This is a genomic window from Gemmatimonadaceae bacterium (assembly GCA_016720905.1).
Classification (GTDB): Bacteria; Gemmatimonadota; Gemmatimonadetes; order Gemmatimonadales; family Gemmatimonadaceae; genus Gemmatimonas.
The window spans coordinates 1-20,969 of record JADKJT010000032.1 but is presented as its reverse complement, the minus strand read 5'-3'; the positions used below and the strand labels follow the sequence as shown (position 1 = coordinate 20,969).

General features: G+C 63.1%; 24 protein-coding genes, 1 tRNA gene and 4 pseudogenes. 18 read left to right on the top strand and 11 right to left on the bottom strand.

The genetic code is table 11. The features are described 5' to 3' along the window. The first annotated feature begins 192 nt into the window (after positions 1 to 192). Both IPP90_21140 and IPP90_21135 read left to right on the top strand, forming a co-directional pair. Positions 193 to 345 (top strand): ATP-binding protein, encoded by a 153-nt coding sequence (locus tag IPP90_21140; protein MBL0173141.1) that lies wholly within the window; start codon positions 193 to 195, stop codon positions 343 to 345. A 701-nt stretch (positions 346 to 1,046) separates the two neighbouring features. Continuing rightward, on the top strand, positions 1,047 to 1,148 hold the full coding sequence (locus IPP90_21135) for a PEPxxWA-CTERM sorting domain-containing protein (GenBank protein MBL0173140.1): 102 nt from the start codon (positions 1,047 to 1,049) through the stop codon (positions 1,146 to 1,148). A 108-nt stretch (positions 1,149 to 1,256) separates the two neighbouring features. Here the strand turns inward: IPP90_21135 and IPP90_21130 are convergent, their stop codons facing one another. The 8 genes from IPP90_21130 to IPP90_21095 all read right to left on the bottom strand — a co-directional run bounded on the left by IPP90_21130 (position 1,257) and on the right by IPP90_21095 (position 5,880). After that, positions 1,257 to 2,129: an SPFH domain-containing protein gene (locus IPP90_21130; GenBank protein MBL0173139.1), complete on the bottom strand. Its 873-nt coding sequence runs from the start codon at positions 2,127 to 2,129 to the stop codon at positions 1,257 to 1,259. Between the two features lie 292 nt (positions 2,130 to 2,421). Further along, a complete protein-coding gene (locus tag IPP90_21125) occupies positions 2,422 to 2,862 on the bottom strand; it encodes a hypothetical protein (protein ID MBL0173138.1) in 441 nt (146 codons plus the stop codon). A gap of 880 nt (positions 2,863 to 3,742) precedes the next feature. Continuing rightward, positions 3,743 to 3,816 (bottom strand) — tRNA-Pro (locus tag IPP90_21120). Positions 3,817 to 4,083: 267 nt separating this feature from the next. Next, positions 4,084 to 4,341 carry a hypothetical protein gene (locus tag IPP90_21115; protein MBL0173137.1) on the bottom strand — a complete coding sequence of 86 codons (258 nt, stop codon included), beginning with the start codon at positions 4,339 to 4,341 and terminating at the stop codon, positions 4,084 to 4,086. 4 nt (positions 4,342 to 4,345) lie between these two features. Beyond that, positions 4,346 to 4,768 (bottom strand): hypothetical protein, encoded by a 423-nt coding sequence (locus IPP90_21110; protein MBL0173136.1) that lies wholly within the window; start codon positions 4,766 to 4,768, stop codon positions 4,346 to 4,348. A 38-nt stretch (positions 4,769 to 4,806) separates the two neighbouring features. Then, positions 4,807 to 5,229 (bottom strand): pyridoxamine 5'-phosphate oxidase family protein, encoded by a 423-nt coding sequence (locus tag IPP90_21105; GenBank protein MBL0173135.1) that lies wholly within the window; start codon positions 5,227 to 5,229, stop codon positions 4,807 to 4,809. Further along, complete coding sequence (locus IPP90_21100; GenBank protein ID MBL0173134.1) at positions 5,226 to 5,429, bottom strand: hypothetical protein; 204 nt, start codon at positions 5,427 to 5,429, stop codon at positions 5,226 to 5,228. The genes IPP90_21105 and IPP90_21100 overlap by 4 nt, the downstream gene beginning before the upstream one ends. Positions 5,430 to 5,454: 25 nt before the next feature. Then, complete coding sequence (locus IPP90_21095; GenBank protein MBL0173133.1) at positions 5,455 to 5,880, bottom strand: cation transporter; 426 nt, start codon at positions 5,878 to 5,880, stop codon at positions 5,455 to 5,457. A gap of 364 nt (positions 5,881 to 6,244) precedes the next feature. On the opposite strand from IPP90_21095, the gene IPP90_21090 reads away from it, so the two are divergent. From IPP90_21090 to mtgA, 4 genes are all read left to right on the top strand, one after another. Next, positions 6,245 to 6,865, top strand: a complete 621-nt coding sequence (locus tag IPP90_21090) for a hypothetical protein (GenBank protein ID MBL0173132.1) — start codon at positions 6,245 to 6,247, stop codon at positions 6,863 to 6,865. Further along, on the top strand, positions 6,862 to 7,152 hold the full coding sequence (locus tag IPP90_21085) for an OmpA family protein (protein MBL0173131.1): 291 nt from the start codon (positions 6,862 to 6,864) through the stop codon (positions 7,150 to 7,152). Before IPP90_21090 ends, IPP90_21085 begins: the two co-directional genes overlap by 4 nt. 370 nt (positions 7,153 to 7,522) lie before the next feature. Further along, positions 7,523 to 8,077 (top strand): lysophospholipid acyltransferase family protein, encoded by a 555-nt coding sequence (locus IPP90_21080; protein MBL0173130.1) that lies wholly within the window; start codon positions 7,523 to 7,525, stop codon positions 8,075 to 8,077. A 56-nt stretch (positions 8,078 to 8,133) separates the two neighbouring features. Next, positions 8,134 to 8,829: a monofunctional biosynthetic peptidoglycan transglycosylase gene (mtgA, locus tag IPP90_21075; protein ID MBL0173129.1), complete on the top strand. Its 696-nt coding sequence runs from the start codon at positions 8,134 to 8,136 to the stop codon at positions 8,827 to 8,829. Between the two features lie 100 nt (positions 8,830 to 8,929). On the opposite strand, the pseudogene IPP90_21070 reads toward mtgA, so the two are convergent. Continuing rightward, positions 8,930 to 9,698: pseudogene (locus IPP90_21070) on the bottom strand (SDR family oxidoreductase). 73 nt (positions 9,699 to 9,771) lie between these two features. Here IPP90_21070 and IPP90_21065 point away from each other — a divergent pair. The 12 genes and pseudogenes from IPP90_21065 to IPP90_21010 all read left to right on the top strand — a co-directional run bounded on the left by IPP90_21065 (position 9,772) and on the right by IPP90_21010 (position 19,109). Further along, complete coding sequence (locus tag IPP90_21065) at positions 9,772 to 10,776, top strand: DUF4403 family protein (GenBank protein ID MBL0173128.1); 1,005 nt, start codon at positions 9,772 to 9,774, stop codon at positions 10,774 to 10,776. Beyond that, positions 10,659 to 11,270 carry a DUF4403 family protein gene (locus IPP90_21060; protein MBL0173127.1) on the top strand — a complete coding sequence of 204 codons (612 nt, stop codon included), beginning with the start codon at positions 10,659 to 10,661 and terminating at the stop codon, positions 11,268 to 11,270. The genes IPP90_21065 and IPP90_21060 overlap by 118 nt, the downstream gene beginning before the upstream one ends. 242 nt (positions 11,271 to 11,512) lie before the next feature. Continuing rightward, positions 11,513 to 11,773, top strand: a complete 261-nt coding sequence (locus IPP90_21055) for a hypothetical protein (GenBank protein MBL0173126.1) — start codon at positions 11,513 to 11,515, stop codon at positions 11,771 to 11,773. Next, positions 11,752 to 12,375, top strand: coding sequence for a hypothetical protein (locus tag IPP90_21050; protein MBL0173125.1), 624 nt, complete (start codon positions 11,752 to 11,754; stop codon positions 12,373 to 12,375). The genes IPP90_21055 and IPP90_21050 overlap by 22 nt, the downstream gene beginning before the upstream one ends. A 143-nt stretch (positions 12,376 to 12,518) precedes the next feature. Further along, a pseudogene (locus IPP90_21045) lies at positions 12,519 to 12,764 on the top strand (BlaI/MecI/CopY family transcriptional regulator). Next, positions 12,700 to 12,996: a hypothetical protein gene (locus tag IPP90_21040; protein ID MBL0173124.1), complete on the top strand. Its 297-nt coding sequence runs from the start codon at positions 12,700 to 12,702 to the stop codon at positions 12,994 to 12,996. Before IPP90_21045 ends, IPP90_21040 begins: the two are co-directional and overlap by 65 nt. A gap of 90 nt (positions 12,997 to 13,086) precedes the next feature. Beyond that, positions 13,087 to 13,566 carry a hypothetical protein gene (locus tag IPP90_21035; protein ID MBL0173123.1) on the top strand — a complete coding sequence of 160 codons (480 nt, stop codon included), beginning with the start codon at positions 13,087 to 13,089 and terminating at the stop codon, positions 13,564 to 13,566. A 156-nt stretch (positions 13,567 to 13,722) separates the two neighbouring features. Further along, the gene (locus IPP90_21030; protein MBL0173122.1) at positions 13,723 to 14,166 is read left to right on the top strand and encodes a hypothetical protein; all 444 of its coding nucleotides are present in this window, start codon (positions 13,723 to 13,725) and stop codon (positions 14,164 to 14,166) included. A 332-nt stretch (positions 14,167 to 14,498) separates the two neighbouring features. Continuing rightward, positions 14,499 to 16,155 (top strand): annotated as a pseudogene (locus tag IPP90_21025) (dihydroxy-acid dehydratase). An 866-nt stretch (positions 16,156 to 17,021) separates the two neighbouring features. Next, entirely contained in the window at positions 17,022 to 17,231 is a 210-nt protein-coding gene (locus IPP90_21020; GenBank protein ID MBL0173121.1) for a hypothetical protein, read from the top strand. A 336-nt stretch (positions 17,232 to 17,567) separates the two neighbouring features. Next, on the top strand, positions 17,568 to 18,059 hold the full coding sequence (locus tag IPP90_21015) for a hypothetical protein (GenBank protein ID MBL0173120.1): 492 nt from the start codon (positions 17,568 to 17,570) through the stop codon (positions 18,057 to 18,059). An 879-nt stretch (positions 18,060 to 18,938) separates the two neighbouring features. Further along, positions 18,939 to 19,109, top strand: a complete 171-nt coding sequence (locus tag IPP90_21010; protein MBL0173119.1) for a hypothetical protein — start codon at positions 18,939 to 18,941, stop codon at positions 19,107 to 19,109. 114 nt (positions 19,110 to 19,223) lie between these two features. Here the strand turns inward: IPP90_21010 and IPP90_21005 are convergent, their stop codons facing one another. Both IPP90_21005 and IPP90_21000 read right to left on the bottom strand, forming a co-directional pair. Then, a complete protein-coding gene (locus IPP90_21005; GenBank protein MBL0173118.1) occupies positions 19,224 to 19,652 on the bottom strand; it encodes a hypothetical protein in 429 nt (142 codons plus the stop codon). Positions 19,653 to 20,170: 518 nt separating this feature from the next. Further along, positions 20,171 to 20,969 (bottom strand): annotated as a pseudogene (locus IPP90_21000) (aldehyde dehydrogenase family protein).

The window sequence follows — 20,969 nt, the reverse complement described above, 5'->3', positions numbered from 1 at the left end:
GTCGCGGCGCACGAGATCGGTTTTCTCGAAGCGTTTTCGTAGCTCGTGCAAGACGAGCTCGATCGGCGACGCTCGCGGCTGCTCGAACGGCGCTTCACGCTCTCAGGCTGCACGAGCGCAAAGACTTGAAGGACTTTGACTGGACGTACAACACGCGGCTGCCGAAACGCGATGTGCTCGCCCTCGGCCCGCATGCAATTTCTCGATGCGAAAAAGGATTTGCTCCTGATTGGTCCACCCGGTACCGGCAAGAGTCACTGCGCCAAAGCGCTCGCGTTACTCGCCGTTAACGGGGCTACAAAGTGCTGTATCGCGAAGAAGCTGTCAGCTCATCGAAAGATCTAGTGAAAGCGCAAGGCTGGGAAACTCCGCGCGTATCGCCAGCAACTGGGAAGCAAAGTCGTGACCTCTTGCTGATCCACGATGATCTCTTCTGCGCAAACTCCCCGCGCACGCCGGTGACGAACTCACCGACGTGCTGATGAGCCGTTACGAAAGAGGCGTCGACGCTGGTCACCTCAGAAACGCCCGTTTGAAGACTGGGCGCGCTTACTCGGCGATACGGTCGTCGTGACGCCGCTCCTCGACCTGCCTGCTGCATCACGGCCATCTGCTCAAATTCGAGGGGCAAGAGCTGGCGTCGAAAGCCGCCGCGCGTCTTGCGAAGCAGACAGAGGGACCGTAACCTCACCATGTCCCGCGCACGTCAGGTGGAGGAGTTTGTTGACACAACTGGGGGAATTTGGGAGTGGCCACCGGGGTAGGGCGTATTCCGGTCCGCTCAGCGGTCCACTGCAGGTGCAGAAACTCTACGCTGTCGGGACGTACCCGAATGCCCTCACCACCGTGTTCAACGTGACCTTCAATACCGATTGGTACCTGGGCGCGCGGTCGGCGAGCGGCAACCCGTGGAGCTGCCAGCAGTTCCGTCACGGTTCCCCCTACGCCCTGTTCAGTGAGCGGGCGGCTGGTGCCGACAAGGACACGGCCGCTTCTGGGCCGCCTTTGGCGACATCCCGACGGGCGATCAGGACTACAACGACATCGTGCTCCAGATTCAGACCGTGCCCGAGCCATCCACCTGGGCCTTGATGGCATTTGGACTTGGAACGCTCGGCGTCGTTGGGCGCCGCCGTCAGCGCCGCTGAGCCCCGTAGACGCGTGTTGTCCTCTGGCGCGGATGCCATTACCTGTGCATCCGCGCCAGCGGCGCTTTCACCGCAGGCGGCATCCGGAGCGCGCAGCAACACGTGACCTTACTGCGACCCCAGCGCCTTCGGAGGTCCCGGTGCCGCGGGAACACTATTGTGCGAAGCCGAAAGCATTTTGGCGACCTCCGCGTCCACTGCCCCCTGCGTGTTCAAGGCGCCCAATCCGCCGGCCACCGAGGAGAGCATCACGTCCGGCACCTTCATCACCTTGAGAATCTCAATGAGTCCGACGCGATCGCTGCCGATTACGCTTGAGAGTTCACGAAGTGCAATCATACGAGCTTCCGTGAGGGCTCGGCTTTCGTCGGGTGCCAGGAAGGCAGCCCTGACATTCTCGAGTTTTTGCTTGTACTCCTTGGTCAGAACCAACTCCTGCACCTCAAGCCGATCAGTCTCAATGCCATACTTCTGCGTCTTAGCGTCGAGTTGGTCACGCGCGAAATTCAGCAGCTCGGAAAATTGCGGCACGGCTTCTGTCTGCATGCCGTCCTTCACCTGAATGTACGCCCGGACGTAGGGAGAGATCAGCTTGTCAGTCGGCAGCTTGTTGACCTGCTCGCGAAGCGTTGATCCGGCAAGCATCTCAATCCACTGCTTCGCGTTGTCATCGAGCGCGTCGGCATCCGTTCGTGATTCCGGCGTGGGGCTCGTGGCGATTGCCGCGACGTACCGATTGGCATCGGCAATGCGCCACCAAATGCCAACAACAAGATTCACCGACAGCCCATCGCTCGTAAAGATCGAATCACTCGTCCACTTCGACATCTGCAGCTTGTGAGACAGGCGTCCCTTGAATTCTTCACCGCGCCACGGAGAAATATACTTGTACCCGCCGAATGGGTCGTCCATGGGAATCAGCCGCTTGTTCTTCAGGAGCACCACGGTTTCCCCTGGATCCCACAGTATGAGTTCTGCCATTCCGCCAAGCACCGGAACGCGCTTCTTGCCGGTGCGGAACGCCCGTACTCGTGCAAGCCGAAGGGCGATAAAGGCCACCCCAGCATCAGTTCAACAGAGAGCAAACCCGGCAACGAGCGCGCCCTTCATGACCCACCTCCGTATCTTCTGTTCGTTCGCGACGCGGGCGGCGTCAATGGCATTCTGGGCGGCGGCCATCCGGCCTTCAAGAGAGCGGCGCAAAAGGAACGGGTAGCCCGTCTGACCATCTCGCAATCGCCCATCGAGAAACCACGAGAGGTATCCCGCCTCCTCATATCGGAGTAACCCGATATTCCCGGCAAGTACGTTTCTCGTTTCGACATCGATTTCTGATGAGGCGATCCGCGACGCAAAGAATGGCAAAATCCTTTGTGACGTCCGGATCACTTGTGGAATCCGCACGGGCCGCGAAGAAGGTCTTGAGTTCACCGTCGTAGATCTGTTGGACGGAATCCTTCAGGGCGGATACAAGAGAATCACTGCCTGCCGCCCGCATGTCGCGCACCATGACATTCGGCAGTCTCGCCAGATGCTTCGTGCGCAACTGCTCGATGTCGTTGAGACGAGCTCTCATCCAGCAACGGCTGGCCGCGGTCACAAGCGAAACCGCCAGCATCGCCATCTCTTCGCGGGCCCGCAGCATCTCGCGGGCAGTCAGCGTGGCCACCAGCACGTTGTCGCCGTTCAGCGCCGGAGCGGTAAGCGACGACATCGAGTCTGGCGCCAAGGTTGTGTCCGCGGCTGCTCCAGCTGCCACCGCAGCGTTTCCCATGGTCGTGAGGCGATCGAACTCGCCCTGAGTTGAGTCGCGAAGCGATCGAAGCAGGCGGCGGGATTCACGCAAGAACCGACACTTGCCGCTCGTTGAAGCGGCTCGAGCATCTTCGCGTTTGCCGCGAACAGTTCCGGTTTGCGCCTGCGCATTACCCAACGCAGCAACGACTGCCAGTGTTAGTAGAATTGGTCGCATGGGTCTCGCGGCGCATCGATCGATACGCACTACAATGGATTTTGTCCCTACGCCCACGCCAGGGGAGCAAAGGATCCCAAAGATGCTGCGATTGGGCTACGGTAACGCCTGCTTCCTGGCTTCACCAGTCCGATTGGATGGTCATTTCACGCCAGAAGCGACCAGACCGGCCCGTCGTCCTTGCGCCAGAACACGTCGAGCGAAGCCCTACCTGAGCCGGCCACAACCATCGTTCCGTCGACGGCAGGCATTGCGGTCAGCCGCGTGCGCAGGGTCGAAGGACGCAGGACGAAAACGGATGTGGCTTTCCGTCAATCAGCGGCATCCACAGCGGTTCCGCCTCGGTCACTTGGCCAGCGCGACTCGGCCGGTGGAACGCGAAGAGTTCGCGGCTCCTGGGAACCGCGTCAAGCCGATTGGTAGATCGGGTCTCCACTCCGGTGCTTTCGTACAGGAACGGGAGAGGCCGAACCGGAGCCGGTAACCCGGTGGAACGCCAGCCCCGTACTTCTCCGACGGCGAGAGATGTCACTGAATGGAATAGCCGCAGTGCATCTGCCGAAGATGGCGCGAAATGACAAAACCTCGACCGAAATGCGGTCGAGGTTTCGCCTTATCACCATCGGGACGACAGGATTTGAACCTGCGACCCCTTCCACCCCAAGGAAGTGCGCTACCGGGCTGCGCCACGTCCCGTCGCAGCCGACCAACCTCAAGTAAGCGGACGGAACGAGAACTTACTCACCCCTGAGCCACCGACCACCCGGGTCGAAGCGAACTGCCACCCGTGTCGAGGTCTACCGAAGACCCGTGCGGCCGCGCGCACTGCCGGGTCCATCTCCGGGTATCGCGGATCCAGCTGCTCCAGCGTTTCCGCAGCATGCGGGCAATCGGGAAGTTGCGAACCGTCTTGTCATCCGAGGGCACCACGAACCACGGGGCCTTTCGCGTACTGCACTCGGGTCAGCGCCTCGCGGTAGGCCTCCGTGTAGTCGTCCCACAGCCCCGGTCTTTCAGGTCGTCGACGCGAAACTTCCAGTTCTTGCGCGGATCGTCCAGCCGCTCGCGAAACCCGCCGGCCTGTTCTTCACGCGAAACGTGCAGCATGCTGCGGACAATCACGCCGTTGTCGGCCAGGGTCGCTCGAAGGCGACAATCTGCGCGTACCGCGGCCGCCACCACCGACTCCGCGCCGGCTTGCGCACGCGGACGCCGCAGCACGTCTTCAGTGCGAGCGATTGAACACCCCGACCGTGCCCAGCGGCGGCACGACCTGATGCACACGCCAGAAAGTCGTGACGCAACTCCAGAGGGTGGTCGGGTCGAACGGCGCCACCGTCACTCCCGTGGGATTGAAGGCGCCATAGACTGTCCTGATCACCCCGTCCTTGCCCGAGGCGTCACGTCCTTGCAGCACCAGCAGCAGCGCATGCCGGCGATCGGCGTGAAACGCGTCCTGCAGCGCGGTCAGTCGATCCAGCAGCGCGCGGGTGGCGTCCTCGATCAGTTTCTGCGGTGGTGCGTCATCAACGAGCGCGGCCTTGCTGCCCAACTTGACGCGGTCATCCCGATCGACCGGCGCCAGACGCAGCGACTTGAGCGCGTCAGGCACCACCCACTTCCTGCCGTTGCCGTTGCCGTTACTCATGCGCCGTATCCCCCGACATCGCGGCGCGACCCGGGAGGTCATGCACAAAAGGCGAAAACCAGATCCCGATCGGGTGTCGGATCGTGGGACGTGAACGCGCTCGGGACCAGATGACGCAAGGTGGCAACGCCACGCGCATACTGCCGATGCTCCACCGGCGCGCCCTCGGGGTCCGGAAAGACGATCTGACCATGCACCACGACGCTCTGCCATGCGTGCAGGCCATCCACCTCATCCACCTCGAACGCCACCCACGGATGATGCGCCAGCACGCTGACCTTAGTGCCGAATTTCGTGCGGCCAAAGATATGGCCGTCCTCGAACACATAGTGAATCGGTTCGATATCGACCCGATCGTGAAACGTGAACGCCAACCGTCCGACATGGTGTCGACGCAGCAACGCTTCGCAGTCGGCCCGGTCCAGATGGTGAATGGTTGGTGCCCCTCGGTGCGGCGTCATGTGCCCTCGTGCGCCTGCACGTGAATGTCCACGTAGTGGCCCATGCCGCTCTTCCGAATCTTGAGCTTCTCAATGGCGAGAACTCCAGGCGTCTGTCGCGCGGCGTCGCTTACCGCATTGAAGAGTGGCGCATCAGGCGCCCGATCCATCAGGTCGCGAATGGCCTTGCGCAACAGCCTGGTGCCGTTGATGAAGATCATACCGTAAACCACCAACACGGCCCAATCATCGGCCAGTTCCCCCCTGGCCCCCAATCAAGGCCACACTGATGCCACAAACGCGGCTGCGGAGGTGATGGCGTCGAACGATGGTGCCAGCCGTCCGCTTCCACCACGACACCTGCCGGCGGCCTCGCCAGCCTTGAAGGACACGGCTGGCCAGCACCTCCTTGATCACAATGACTGCCGCCAGCACGTGGGTGAACGCGGCGGGCGAGTGGTGCGGCGTCCGGATTTCCCGGATGGCCTCGATGGCAATGCCAGCGGCCGCGCCAAGCATGAGTGCCGCCACCGTGGCCGCCGCTAACGGTTCGGCGCGACCGTATCCGAACGGATAGCGGTCATCCGGCGAGCGATTCGCGATCCGGAGTCCGCTGAGGACCACCAGCGAACCGATCGAGTCCGTTGCGCTTTCAATGGCATCAGCGACCAATGCGTGGAATTGCCGACCAGACCGGCCGCCAATTTGACGCCAGCCAGAAGCGCGTTGATGATCAAGCCCATCTGTGCCAGACGTTGAAGCGGACGCGACGATTTCACCGAAAGGGCCTTCCCGACAGCGGAGTAGTGTATGTTCCTATTACCAGATGATCTGGTAAATAGGAACTTGTTAGTACGCGAATGCAATTTCGACGTTGTCGGGCACCACGCCAAATGGCTGGCGATCCTGTGCGTTCGGGAGCATTCCCAATTCAATGAGACGAACATGCGCAATCTACGCAGCCTCACGCTTGGCGCTGTCATCGCTGCGGCGATGGCGTTGGCAATTCCCGCCTCTGCTGACGCTCAACGACAGGGTGCCAGAAATTGGCGGGTTTGGTCGCTACACCAAGTACATGGACACCCTCAAGCTGGATCCGACCTTGGGCGCTGGTGGCCGCGTCGGCATCTACGCGTTCCGTAACTGGCTGGCCGAGCTGGAGTTGAGCTATGCCGACGCCGACGTGAATCAGCCGATGACGGGCGAGAGTGGACGCGATTCGCTGCGCAAGGTGTCGGATGCCATGTGGTCGTACCGGATGACGTACAATCACCCGCTGGCCGAACGTGTAAAACTGCTGTTGGGTGCCGGCTACGGATATCACTCCTACGGTCGGGTACGTCAGGTCGCACCACGCGGTGGTGGCCCGCAGGGATTGGTTGGTCTCCGCTTCATCCTGAACAACCGCCTGTCGGCGCGCGTGGAAGGAACCGGCACCTTTATCATGCCGGCCGACGACAATGCGAAACCGGTCGCGCGGGCGACGGGACTCAATCTGGGCGCCCAGGCTGGCCTCAGCCTGTCGTTCTTCACCAACCCGCCGAAACCCCGTATTCAGTACGATACCGTCACGGTGACGCGGATTCAGCGAGACACCAGTTCATCTCGCGAATCGACACCGTTCGTCTCGTTGGCCCGTCGCCTCGCCCGATCGTGATCGGCGCGATCAACTTCGGATTCAACAAGAGCGATATCACGCCCGAAGCCAAGGTCATCCTGGACAAGATCGCTGAGTCGCTGATTGCCCCCACCAACGCGGCACGCACCATCGACGTCACCGGTAACACCGACGCCATTGGCAGCGAGAAATACAACGAAGCTTGGGCAGGATCGTGCCTGGATCAGGCCAGAGGCCTATCTCGTCTCGAAGGGCGTCGCCGATTCGCGCATCAATGCCCGCACGGCCGGCGAGACCGATCCGATTGCGCCGAACACCACCGATAACGGTCGAGCGACCAATCGCCGCGTGCTGGTCATGCTCACGAACTGAATGTGAATTCAAGCCAGCGGCACCTGCTGCCGCTGGCTTGGAGTACCCGAGCGCCGCGCCGATCCCCTGATCGGTGCGGCGCTCGTCTGGTTATGTTTCGCCGTTCATGACCAGCAACGCCAAGTCTCCGACCCTTTCGCACCGACTGGAATACGCGGCCACCCGCGCCGTTGTAGGCGTGCTGCGATTACTGGGATGGCGGGGCGCCAGCTGGGTGGGAGGTCGTATCGGACGGCTGGTCTACAAGCCCATCGGCATCCGTCGCGGCGTAGAAGGCTGGGAGTACGTCGAGCAGAGTCTTGCCGGCGGCCGCGGGGGTGATTCCTGCTTACCGGCCACCTCGGCAACTGGGAGTTTGGCGGCGCCTATTTCGCCGCGCGCGGCATCCCGATTGACGTGGTCGCGCGCGGAATGGCCAACCCTATTTTCGAGGCCTACGTCAGTCGGACGCGGCGGAAGATCGGCATGGAAGTCATTCACGACAAAGATGCCGTGCGCCGGACACCGCGGTCGCTGCGCGATAATCGCTGTGTGGCGTTTGTCAGCGACCACGACGCCCTCGGCCTGGCCAGCACCTTTGTCCCGTTCTTCGGTCGACCCGCGAAAACACCTCGTGGACCCGCCGTCTTTGCGCTGCGCTTTGAAGTTCCCGTGCTGTTTGTCGCCATCGTGCGAGAAGCAAACGGCAAATATGCGGTCCTGATCGATCCCGTCCCGGCAGCCCACCGGGATCGCGAGGCGGACATCGACGCGATCGTGCTCGCGTATACGGAGATGCTGGAGCGGTATGTGCGGCGGTACCCCGAGCAGTATTTCTGGCAGCACCGTCGTTGGCGACGTCAACCGCCGGACACCCCCGCGCACTTACGCGAACCGTGAGCGCCCTGCGGTTCAAACCGTTCACGGGGCGGTGGTCGCAGCGACTGAGGGCGGCGATGACACGACGCCCGACGTCGCGATGGGGCCGCGTCGCACGGCGTGTCGTCATCGGGACCATGCTGATGTTGCTGGCGCCCGTGCCGATGATTCTGCTCCTGGCCGTCATTCAGCCGCCGGTGACCTCGGTCATGGTGCAACAGACAGTCACCCGCGTGTTCACCGGCGCGCGCCCGATCTGGCCGAAACACACCACCGTGTCACGCGCCAAGCTCTCGCCCAACTTGCGCCGCGCCGTGCTGGCCTCGGAAGATGACCGTTTCTACCTGCACCACGGCATCGACTTTGTGGAGATCGACAAGGCCCTCGAGCGCCGGAGACGCGGCGGCAAATTGCGCGGCGCGTCCACGCTGACTCAGCAAGTAGCCAAGAATCTCTTCTTGTGGAATGGCCGGTCGTACGTGAGGAAGGGCCTGGAACTCTATCTGACGGTCTGGCTGGAATTGCTGCTCTCGAAGGAACGCATCCTTGATCTGTACCTGAACCTCGCCGAGTGGGGCCCCAGCGTGTACGGGGCGGAGGCGGCGGCGAAACTGCATTTCGGCAAGAGCGCCGCGTCACTCTCACGAGACGAGGCCGCGCGGCTTGCCGCCATCCTGCCGTCTCCCAAACGCTGGTCTCCTCGAGGAGCCATCGCCACGCGTCGCGCGGCCGCAATCATGGAACGCATGCAGTATGAGGCGCCAAAGGACTGAGTGAACAAGTACCAAGTACCAAGTACCAAGTACTAGGTACTAAGTACTAGGTACTAAGTACTAGGTACTAAGTACTAGGTACTGAGTACTAGGTACTTCCTCACGTCCCAATGACCAATCCGCCATCAACCCGCAGCACCGCGCCGTTGATGAATGCGGCGAAATCGGGACGTAAGGAAACAGTAGGCGTTGGCGACGTCCTCGGCGTGCCAAGGCGACCCCACCGGTGTGGCGCCATCATGCCGTCGAGGCGACTTGCGGCATTCGGGTCATATCCGTGGCAATGAATCCGGGGCCACGGCGTTCACGGTGATATTCCGTCGACCGAGCTCGCGGCCCACACCTGCGTCAGGCCAATTCCTCGCCTTCGTCGCGACATAGTTGGATTGCCCGAAGTTCCCGTTGAAGGCCACCACCGACGACGCGTTGATGATCCGTCCGCCCCGCGCGCGCAGGTGCGGCACGACCGCCTGCGTGCAGGTGAATACCCCCTTGAGATTCACCGCCACCACATCGTCGAACTCGGCGTCGCTCATGCCGCCGGTTACCGTGCCCTCCTTCACCTTCACCAGCTGCGCGTCGCGCGTGATGCCGGCATTGTTGATGAGAATGTCAATCGCCCCGAAGCGCGTCAACGTGGCGGCCACCGCGTGATCGACGCTGACACGACTGGTGACATCCGTCTCCACAAAGAGCGCATCCGCACCCGCAGTGATGAGCGCGCGCTCCGCTGCTGCCCCGGCACTCGCCACGCGATCCCAGATCGCCACGCGGGCACCGCTGGCGGCAAGGCGGTGAGCCGTCGCGAGACCGATGCCGTTCGCACCGCCCGTGACGACGGCAATACGCGAGGCCAGATCGATATGCATGGAGTGGTATGGTTGAGGTGGACGGAGCCCGCAGGGATGGTGCGTTCGCACGATATCGGGTAACCTATTGAGTATGCGTGCAATGTCAGTGGTCGGTGGAGGCCTTGTCGGATCGATTCTCCTGGGCGCGTGCGGGAGTAGCGCCTTGTCGCCCGCCGCGCCGGCCGCCGCCACACCGGGATCGGGTCCAGTGGCTCGCAAAGTCCTTCCTCCCATCTCGCCATCGGTCGTCGACGCACCGATCAGCTATGCGCTGGAGCCGATGCTGTCGGCGCTCGAACAGTCGGTCCCCCGGCGGTTTGGCGACATGACCCGTCGTATCACGATCCCGTCCAACAAGCGGCAGGCGTTCGCCTTCGCCGCCACGCGCACCCCATTCGACGTCGCGTTCGATGGGACTCGACTCACGCTATCGACGATCGTCTCGTACGAAGGACGCGGCTGGTACAATCCCATGATCGGGCCCACGGTCAGCGCCTCGTGTGGGATCGACAGTATCAGGCCGCGGGTCCGCGTCGTCATCACGACCGATCTGGAAGTGAATGCCGATTGGCAGATCCGCGCCCGATCACGCGTGCGATCCGTGCGACCGGTCACCGAGACAGATCGCGATGCGTGTCGGGTGACGATGTTCCACATCGACGTCACCGATCGTGTGGTGGCCGCGCTTCGGCCGCAACTGCAGAGTCGACTGCCCGCGGTCGATCGCAAGATTCACGCGTTCGATCTGCGAGCGCGCGTCGAGCGCTGGTACAATCTCCTCAACAAGAGCATTCGCATCCAGGACAGTCTCTGGCTGGTCCTGGCACCGGAACAGGTTCGACTGGGCGGATTGCGGCTTGAGGATACCGCACTGATCGCGGATGTCCGCCTGTTCGCGCGGCCTTTGCTGGTGTACGGACCGCAGCCGGCGAGAATCACGACGACACTCCCTCCGTTGGTACCGGGCCAATCGGGTGGTTGGACAGCGCCCACCTGCTGCTGGAGGGTCTGCTTGGCTACGATGCGGCGAGCACATTGCTGGCCAAACAGCTCGTCGGGCGACACTTCAGCCGCTTCGGACGCCGAGTCGCGGTGAAACAGGCGCGACTCTACCCGCTGGGCGACGGCCGCGTCGTGCTGGCGCTGGGCATGGACGGCGCCATCAGTGGCGACGCATACTTTGTGGGAACGCCACAAGTGGATTCGGTGGCCCGCATGCTCACCGTGCCTGACCTCGACTTTGACGTGGCCACGGCCAACGCCCTGGTACTCGGGCTGGCGTGGCTCAAGAAGGGGGATATGGTGACCGAGTTGCGCGCTCGAGCCCGCGTCCCCATTGAGCCACTCATGGAGGAAACCCGCTCGCGCGTCGAACGGGCGCTCAATCGTGATTTGGCCGACGGTGTCACGTTGTCTGGTACCGTATCCACCGGTCGGTTGCTGGACGTCGTCGCCGAGCCGCGGTGGTTGGTGGTCCGCGCGGAAGCCATCGGGAAACTGGGATTGGGCATCGATCGGGAGATCCGTGTGAAGCGGGACCGGCGAAAATCGGCAACGGACACCGCTGCAACACGGAGCGTCAACAAGTGATGTTTGTAGGATGCCCCTGAATCCGAATTTCTTCACTCGCCGCTTGGGCGCCGCCGGTGCGGCGCTGCTCCTTGCGGCGTCAGTTGTACCCGTGTCCGCGCGCGCGGTGCAAAGCGCCAAGCCGCCCGCCGTGAAGTCGACACGCGCCAAGACCACGGCGGCGTCGAAAAAGCGCGCCACCAACAAGACGCAGCGCGCGGACACCATCAAGAAGTCCGCGCGTCCGACTGGCGCGCTGGCCCGTGGCCGGCGAGAAGCATCTTGCCTACAAGAACGCCGGCAGCGACCTCGATTCGCTGTGGCCACCCAAGATGCCCGCCACGCTTCCAGGTTCGATCTTGCCGGCCAAGCGCATCATTGCCTTCTACGGCAATCCGCTGTCGAAGCGCATGGGGATTCTGGGCGAGTTCGAGACCGATGACATGCTGCGTCGATTGGACCAGGAAGTCGCGGAATGGAACCGCCTCGATCCTCACATCCTGTGCAACCGGCGCTGCACCTGATCGCCGTCGTGGCGCAGGCCGATGCGGGTCGCGATGGCAAGTACCGACTGCGCATGGACAGCACCGTCATCGAGAAAGTGTACGGCTGGGCGAAGCGCAAGAACGCCATCATGTTCGTGGACGTGCAAGTAGGGCAAAGCACGTTGCAGCAGGAGCTGCCGTGGCTGGAGCGCTTCCTGAAGCGACCGGAGGTGCACCTGGGCATCGATCCGGAATTTTCCATGAAGGACGCCACGCGTCCGGGAAAGAAGATCGGCACGTACGATGCCGCGGATATCAACTACGCGTCGCGGTTTCTGGCCGGTCTGGTCGACAAGTACAACCTGCCGCCGAAAGTGCTGGTGGTGCATCGCTTCACACGTAAGGGCGTCACGAACGCGTCGAACATCAAGCTCGATGCGAAGGTGCAGATCGTGATGCACATGGATGGCTTTGGCGCGCCGTGGCTCAAGCGGGATCCATTCTACAGCCACATCAAGAAGGAACCCGTGCAGTTCGCTTACTGGAAGCAGTTCACCAAGTCGCGCAACGACAACCCATCCACCAGCCGCGAATCGATTCTGCGACTGTGGCCGGTGCCGCTGTATATCCAGTTGCAGTAGGGAATTCGGCCGACTACTGGAAAACCAGTTGACACGCGGGGGCCATGGTGTCATTCTACGGAAACTTCCGTACTTGACCCGCCATGGCCGACCCAAATCCACTTCCCCCCGCGAACTCGCCGTGATGAGCGTCCTCTGGAAAGCTCGGCTCGGCCACCGTCACCCAGGTCAAGGACGAGCTTGATGAGCCCGTGGCTCACACCACGGTTCTCTCGGCGCTCCAGACCCTCGAAGAGAAGGGATACGTCCGCCACGAGGCTGAAGGGCGCCTATCGCTACTTCGCGGCGGTAGAAGCCGAGCACGCTTAAACGGGGAGCGCTTCATTGCGCATCCGCGACGCGATCTTCCAGGGCTCGTCGGAGCGCTTGTTCGCCCAGTTGGTAAATGACGAAGGCCTGGGGCGGGAAGAGCTGGAACGCATGCGCACGCTGCTGGCTGCCGGCTCACTGGCCGCCGACGCGGAGGAGCGCCTGCATGAGCAGCTGGATGCTGTTTTCTGTACTCATCGGCGGCCTGGTGGCGCTGGCGGCGATCGCCGCGACACGATGCCAGCACCGGCGCCGCGCAGCGCGCGGTCCGCTGGATCTGGTTTGGTGCCATGGGCGCCATTGTCGCGTTGAGTTTCGCGGCTCCCTTCCGGAGAGTCCTCATCGATGCGGGTGACGATGCCGGACACTCGACGTCCGTAGACGCCTCGATGGTGCGCGTTGATGCGCCGCACGGCGTTCGGGGCGCTGTGGGCGCGTTCGCGCGACGTCATCATCGTTCCGATCGAAGCCGCTGCAGGTTGTGGAGGCGACGTTGGCTCGTGTCCCTGCCCCGCCGCAACGCGGTTTGGCCGGATCTGGCTGCTGGCCAGTGTCGCAACGCTGAGCGTCTTCGTTGTCAGCTACCTCCGCATCCGGCGGGTCATGCGCCGTTGGCCGGTGCAACGGGTCGACACCGTCACTGCGCGCATCGCGCCGGCGGCGGGTCCGGCGGTCGTGGGTCTGGCCCCGTCCGAGATCATCCTTCCGGCATGGTTGCTGCGTTGCCCGCCCGAGGAACAACGGCTGGTTGTCGCCCACGAATCCGAGCATGTGCGCGCCGGTGATCCGTGGTTGCTGGTGATGGCCTGCGGGATCGTGGCCTGTATGCCGTGGCACCCTGCGCTGTGGTTTTGCCCTGGGTCGGTTGCGACTCGCCATTGAACTGGATTGTGATCGACGTGTACTGCGCCGAGGTGTGCCGCGGGCCGCCTCTACGGTTCGCTGCTGATCGAGCTGTCCGCATTTCGTCCCGCCCTCCCGTCGGCTATGCCGGCATTTTCACGCAACGGTTCGTACCTCGAACGGAGATTGGTTGCCATGACGTCACGCCCGTCGCGATTTGTGCACGCTCGTCGGTTTGGCAGTGGATTACTGGCAGCGGTCGCGCTCATGACTGCCTGCGAATCGAAGTTGCCCACCTCGGCGGATGTGGAACGCATGGATGCGACCACCGCCCAACGGGCCATGGCCAGCAGCGGCGCGGTGCACTATGTGGTGGACGGGACTCCCGTGGAGGAGGAGTCGGTGGCGAAAGCGATCAGCGCCGAAAAGATCACCTCCATCGCGGTGTCGAAGAAAGGGATTCGATCAGTGAGATTCGCATTCTCACCAGGACGCCCGGCCTTGATGAAGGTCGCAGGCGCGCTGGAGGAATCGCAGTCGGTCACGATTTCTGAAGTCAGAATCGCCCAGCCCAAGACGGATTTGAATGTCGGTGCACTCGGCGCTCAGTCGCCCAAGCGGAAATTCGACTGCTCCTGATCGACGGGAAGGTTGTCGAGTCCTCCGAGCTTGAGCGACTTGTGCCTGAGCAGATCGAATCCATCGAAGTGGTGAAGGGTGAACCAGCGAGACTGGCCTATGGCGATCCGCGGGCGAAGAACGGGGTTATCAAGGTGATCATGAAGGCGAAGCGGTAGCCACCCACCTCGCGATCGGCAGCGTGATGCGGTAACGTCGTGGGGTCGGGTTCATCGCGAATCCGCCCCTCGTTCCTATCCGCCATCTCGATCCACGTGGATAAGTCGTCGCTGCCCAGTCGCCACACCACCGTCGGTCCCGAACGCGCACCACACCGCTCGTTCTACTATGCGATGCTGGTCTCACTGAAGCCGAGATCCAACAGCCGTTGATTGGCGTGGTGTCCGTTGGAACGAAGCGGCGCCCTGCAACATCCCGCTGCGCCTAAGCAAGCCGAGGTGGCCAAGCGCGGCGTGATTGCGGCGGGTGGCACTCCGCGCGAGTTCACCACCATCACCGTGACCGATGGCATCGCCATGGGGCCATGCGGGCATGAAGTCGTCGTTGGTCAGTCGCGAGATCATCGCCGACTCCATCGAACTGACGGTGCGAGGCCACTGCTACGACGGGCTCGTGGGCCTCGCCGGATGCGACAAGTCGCTCCCCGGCATGATGATGGCGATGCTGCGCCTCGATGTGCCGTCGGTGTTTCTTGGACGGTGGCAGCATTTTGCCAGGTCGATTTCATGGTCGTGATGTGACGGTGCTGGATGTGTTTGAAGCCGTGGGGTCGTACGCGGCGGGCGTTACCGCTTGAGACCTCACCGCGCTGGAGCGCGTGGCGTGTCCGAGTGCCGGTTCGTGTGGTGGCCAGTATACCGCCAACAGTATGGCGTATGTGTCGGAAGCCATCGGTCTCGCGTTGCAGGGTTCGGCCAGTCCGCCCGCCCCGGTACGAGGATCGCGGCGGCGCCTATGCCGAAGCGGCTGGCCGCGCCGTGATGCGTGGCTGCGCGATGGGCCGCGTCCACGACAAACGTGACGCGTCAGGCGTTGGAGAATGCGGCCGCAGTGGTGGCGGCCACCGGCGGTTCCACCAACGCCGCATTTGCATCTTCCGGCGCTTGCCAACGAAATCGGAATTGCGTTCGATTTGTTTGATGTCGCCGAGGTCTTTGCGCGTACGCCACTCATTGCGGATCTCAAGCCCGGCGGCCGCTATCTCGCCAAGGACGTGCATGACATCGGTGGCGTGTCCATCATTCTCAAGGCGCTGCTGGACGGCGGATTTCTTGCATGGTGATTGCCTCACCGTGACGGGCAAGACCATCGCCGAAGACCTGGCCGACGTGGTGATGCCGAGCGGCCAGGAGGGTGGTGCGCGCGGTTTCCAATGCGATTTCGTCGACCGGTGGATTGGTGGGATTGCGTGGCAACCTTGCGCCTGATGGCGCGGTGGTGAAGGTCGCGGGCCTGGCGCATCGGAACGTTCGGCGGACCGGCGCGCGTGTTCGAGTCGGAGGGAAGCGGCATCACCGCTGTCATGCAGCGGGCGTACTCGGCTGGCGATGTGCTGGTGATTCGTTGAAGGTCCGGCTGGCGGGCCGGGCATGCGGGAGATGCTGTCCACGACATCCGCCATTTACGGCCAGGGAATGGGCGAGCGGGTGGCACTCATACCGATGTTCGGTTCTCCGGCGCCACGCGCGGCCTGCATCGGGCATTTGTCTCCCCGAAGCGTCGGTGGGTGCAACCAACGCGTTGCTGCGCGAGCGGTGATCTCATCGACATTGACGCCGATTCCGCCACTGTCGGTGCGGCTGACGGACGATGAACTGGGCCGCACGACGCGCACAGTATACCGCGACAGCACGACTTCAGTCGGGCGCGATTTGGCTTTATGCGCAGACCATGGGTTCGGCGCGCTACGGCGCCGTGGTGCATCCCGGAGGGCATGGAAACGCACGTGTTTGCCGATGCCTGAATGGTGACGCCCGTCCCCATTGGTGAAACCGCACGACGCGGCGGCGTGACCAGGCGCATCGGTCACACCTGTGACCGATGCCGTCAGCGGGCGACCAGTGCATTATTCCCCCGATGGCCGGACTGACCGCGCGCGACACACGATCACGGATCCCCTTTGGTCGTGGCTGGTGTCGATCCTTGGCATCGCCCTGCTCCTGGGTAGTGCCTGACGGCGCGCCAGCCCAGCACACGCCACGTAAGCGACGGGGCGTCGGGCAACTTTTTCTCGCGGTCGACGGGGTGGGATGGGAGGCGTTCTCGCGCGAACAAGCGAATGGGCTGTTCAGGCGTTTTCGTCACGCCAGCCGCATGATTGCGCCGTATCACGATGAGCCACCCGTCGTGGACGGAGATCATCGGCACGCAGGCGCCTTCGGCGAGGCGCGGGCGTCTGCCTACTGTGGGCCGCTGGTTTCGACCTTGATGCCATGCAGTGTTCGACGATCGCGTCAGGTGATCGCCCGCCAGGCAAGCCCGTGCAACTGCATGCGCGCGTTCGACACCTTTTTGATCCGCTCATCGAACCGCTGATGTATTTCCCCGGTCGTCGGCTGTTCGACCGCGAGCTGGAGAGACCGAGCGCGCATACTCGATGGGTTCACCGGTGGGCGCTTCAACGCGTACATCAGTGGCACCGATGATGGCACACACGCACAAGGACGACCTGCACGCTTCTCTGGGCAGCTGGACGCGATGATCGAGCGTGTGGTTACCACGCTCGACGCCCGCGGCGACTCAGTTGACGTGATGGTGTCCGACCACGGCAATGTCGGCGCGTTCGCCGAGGGAGAGGCCGAGTCGTTCTGCCTGCCGGTCTCGATGAACCCCGCCATTCGGCGCGCTCAGGCCTGGTGCGTCGCGATACCGGCACCGTGCTCGATTCCAACGACGTCTCGGTGGTCACCATTGCGTTGGCGTCGATGGTCAACCTGTACTTCCCCGATCTCTCGAAGCGGCGTCGCTGCCGACGAAGTGTTGCGCAGAGGCGCGGCGTCACGCTGGTCGTGGATGGACGTCGCCGGTGGCGGCGCAATCGTGGTGCGTGCGGCCGATGGTGGTAAGCCGCCGTGCGTTGGCGCGTCGCTGGCGACGGGCGTTCGTGGGAATACACCTATCGGGCGCGCACCGGCAACCCGCTGGCGATACCGGACTCATCACGTCGCGCGAAACCGTTCGGTGGGTGCCGGACAGCGTTGCCCGGCATGCGTCGATTGACGGACCATGATGGCCTGATGCGTTGCATCGCCTGGTGGCGACCGCCGAGAAGCGCGTGGAGAATGCGCCGGACCTGATTGTGAACCTGGCCGATGGATTTGCCCATGACGGTGGCTTTGGTCGCACGGTTCGTATGGTCCGCACTCACGGCTCGATGTCCGCTCGTCCCACGTTTCGGCATCGTGGCCAGTACGTCAACGCAGTTGCCGCACGATGTCCGCGCCGATGAAGTGATTGATGCCATGCGGGTGACCCCACGCCAACTGTTACGACAGGCGGACTGGCTCCATCCGCTCGAAAATCCGGACTCCATGGTGCGCGCGCAGGTACTGGCGTCCCCGCAGGTGGCGACCGGGCATGCCGATCACTCGGCGGATGCCGGCTTCCTCCAGCGCGCCCGGCCGGTCGGCGTGCAGTCCATCGGCTATTTCGACTGGACGCGTCTGCGCGGATTTGCGGGGATTGGTGCCATCGTCGGCCGACTCGCCTGGCACATTGAACGCAGGCTTCGACTGGAAGGATGTGCAGGGGGGTCTGTCAAAGGTGGACGTGCTGCAGGAGCTCCGCGCGCGGCGTCGACACATTGCTTGCCCTGGCCGATTCAAATGATCCCGCCAAGCTCGATGATCGGCTGCGGACGGCCATGGATCAGATCCGTGGAATTCCTGAATTGATGCCGCTGGCAGAGATTGTATGACGACTGGGATCGCCGACGGGGACGCGCGGTACGCAGTCGCTCAAGGCTGGTGGAGGTGCCGGAATACGCACGGCGGCCATGCTCTCGTGGACACTGCCGTTCTTCCTGCAAGCCTCCCTCGACTTCCCGAAACCGACAGTGTTCTGGATTCCCGTGATCAGCCCTTTGCGCGCGACTGGCGCCGCGCGCAGGCGGCGCAGGTGCGTGCCGACCCGGAACGCCTGATGGGCCCGCTCCCCGCCTTGCCGCGACCCTATTCAACCAAGTGTTCGCTGAGCGTAGTCTCTGGCAGCGCGTGGAGCCAGCAGCGATCCCGTTGTTGTACGATCCGGAGCTGTCCGGCATCACCGTTGTCCTGGTGCCCGGTATTTATGGCGAGCTCTTTGACGGGAGATCTGGCAACGCGGATTGCACGCCGTACGTGAGCGACTCGGCGTTCGCACCATGTCCGTCCGGGTTGATGGACGCTGCAGTTCGACCATCAACGCGTCCACGCTGCTGCGCGGGCTGCGTGACGACACGCGTAAGCGACGAGGCGTGGGTACGCCCGTCCTCGGTACTTGCTGATCGAAAGTTGCACTCCAAGGGCGGAGTTGACGCCACGGAGGCGCTGCTGGCCGACTCGGTATTTGCGCATCAGCAGGTGGCCGCACTGGTGACGATCGCCACGCCGCACCTTGGTTCGCCGGTGGCTGAGCGCGCGGAGTTAAAAGCATCATTGAATTGCGCTGGGCGTCCACGCGATACGATTCCACCGCCTGTGCAACCGATGGTTCTGCACAATCACTCTACCCCGCCACGCGACGGGCTTTCTGGGAGGTGAATTCGGCGACCAGGTGGGTGAACGCGCACCCGCTTGTTTTCGCTAGCGCTCACCGGTGACGTGCATGACGCGCATCCGTGGATGGAAACGCTGACCAAGCAGGTGGGGCGGTTTACGGAACTTAACGACGGCGTGGTGGCACTGGGCGCTTCGCGATTCCCCGCCGACGTGCCGTCGGTCGACCTCCGGGAGCGTTCGCGGTGATCACATTGCGGGCATCACCGCGTCCGCATTTCCACCGCCAGCATTTCTTGAATCGGTGGTCATCACACTGGGCGAATTGGGGGCGCTCGATTCGACCAGCGATGCTGGCATGGGCTACGGCGCAGCGCGACTGGCGTCGTCCCGCCGGTCGCCAACGCGCCGCCGCCACCATAGCGCCGCCGTTCGCCACGTCACTTCGCGCCCGCGCTCCACTTCCCGGAGGGATCGGCGAGCTGGACTCCACAGGCAACATTTCGTCTTCTGGAAGCCAGCGGTCAGCAGGATCGCGGCATTCGCACCATGATGCCAAGGTCGCACCCTGATGGGCTCATTTTGCACTGCGACCAAAAGCGCGATCTCGGAAAGTTTCGACGCGAGTATGAGTTCATCTACGATGCCGGAAACGGCGGTCGCGAGGGCGACGTGCTGAATGGAATTTCGATCGTCGCCGACAAAGGCGAGCAGGCAGGAAGGGCGTGTCATCTGGCGACGCCGGAAAGTGCAATCAAAGATGACCACGGTCAGTCTGCGATTTCCGGCCATTGGAGTATCCGTCGCTGTCGATGCGCCTGCGCGTCCCGGTCAACGTGCGCGGCACGTCGATCCGAGGTGCGGCGCCGTGGCGTAACGGACGCAACGTTCAAGCTGTCGGTTCGTGGTGGTGGACAAGAAAGAGCCTGGCGTCCCGAACGCCACGCGGCTCTTCGGTTACACAAGAATGCGGCGGACCGTGACGGTCTGCGCCCCAGAGACAGCTCGTTTCTCGAAGGGGTATCGTCACGCCGCTCGCTGGTGGTGACGACGCTCCCCGAAGCCTGGCTGGTCGCGATCGGCGCAGAGAAAACGGGGACGCCTGGCGGCAGATCACGCGCGATCTGGCCGCCGACTTGCGCAAAGCCTATCCCAACGTCCCCACCGACGCGCTGGAGGTTGTGGGCATCACGATCCCAATCGGACGGTGATGAGTCGAAGGGAAAGACTGAGAGGTCTATCTGGACGGAGGTGCGTTTCGGCCGCGCGTCCGCACATCGAGGGATCGCTTCAACCTTATCACGGGCCCGTTACCGCCCCGTGGGCATGACGAAGTCGGCGTAAGCACCGATGCTTCCCGACCAGCGCTTCCGCAAGATGGACTTCTGTCGGGTGTACAAGCGGACGCCTTCCTCGCCATAGGCATGCATATCGCCAAACAGACTGCGTTTCCACCCGCCGAAGCCGTGCCACGCCATTGGCACAGGAATGGGGATTTTGATGATGCCCACCATTCCCACTTCGATCCGGCAGGCGAACTCACGCGCGACATTGCCGTCGCGCGTATAGCAGGGCGCACGCCGTTTGCCATGCTCATGGGCATTCACCAGTGCGATGGCCGAGAGGCCACATCAGGCACGCGCGGACGCAGCATAGCACCGGTCCGAAGATTTCCTCGCGGTAGATGCGCATGGAGGCGGTCACGTGGTCAAAGAGGTGCCGCCGGTAAAGAATCCGCCCGGCCGACCTGACACGGTTGTGCCGCGTCCGTCCACCAGCAATGTGGCGCCCTCCTCCACACCGAGCGCGACGTACTGCTCAATCCGCTCAAGTGCTTCCGCGTCGAACGATTGGACCCATTTCGGAACCGGCGTCCATACCGTCGCCAATCCGGAGCGCACGTACACGCTCAATCAGCTGCGGCACCACGACGTCGGCAATCTCCCCAACCAGCACCGCCACGCTAATGGCCATGCAACGCTCTCCGGCCGATCCCAAGCCAGAGCGCGCGGCAAAGCCATCCCCGACCAGCTGCACATCGGCATCCAGCGCCACCACCATGTGGTTCTTGGCGCCGCCCAGCGCACCGCACACACGTTTTCCGTTGCG